This is a genomic window from Nocardioides humilatus (assembly GCF_008373755.1).
GTDB lineage: Bacteria > Actinomycetota > Actinomycetes > Propionibacteriales > Nocardioidaceae > Nocardioides > Nocardioides humilatus.
In genome coordinates this window covers 1-284 of sequence record NZ_VUJV01000202.1, presented here as the reverse complement: position 1 = coordinate 284, position 284 = coordinate 1, and the positions used below count along the sequence as shown (strand labels likewise).

Sequence of the window (284 nt, the reverse complement as noted above, 5' to 3'; positions counted from 1 at the left end):
CTACAAGGTGTTCGATGCCATCATGAAATTTAAGAAAGAGGAGATTGATGATCTTCTTAAGAAGATTGGAGTCACAATCAAGCATGAGGATTCCGACAAAGATGGCAAAGCTTTGCTGAAGGTTGTGATGCGCTCTTGGTTGCCTGCTGGTGAAGCTCTGCTTCAGATGATTGCCATTCATTTACCATCACCTGTAGTGGCCCAGAAATATCGTATGGAGATGTTATATGAGGGACCCCACGATGATGAAGCTGCCATTGGTATCAAGAGCTGTGATCCTGAAG

1 protein-coding gene is annotated in these 284 nt (G+C 44.4%); it reads left to right on the top strand.

Features of this window, described 5'->3' with window-relative positions:
- A partial coding sequence (locus F0U44_RS24450) for an elongation factor 2 family protein (RefSeq protein ID WP_223163834.1) occupies positions 1 to 284 on the top strand: 284 nt, incomplete at both ends.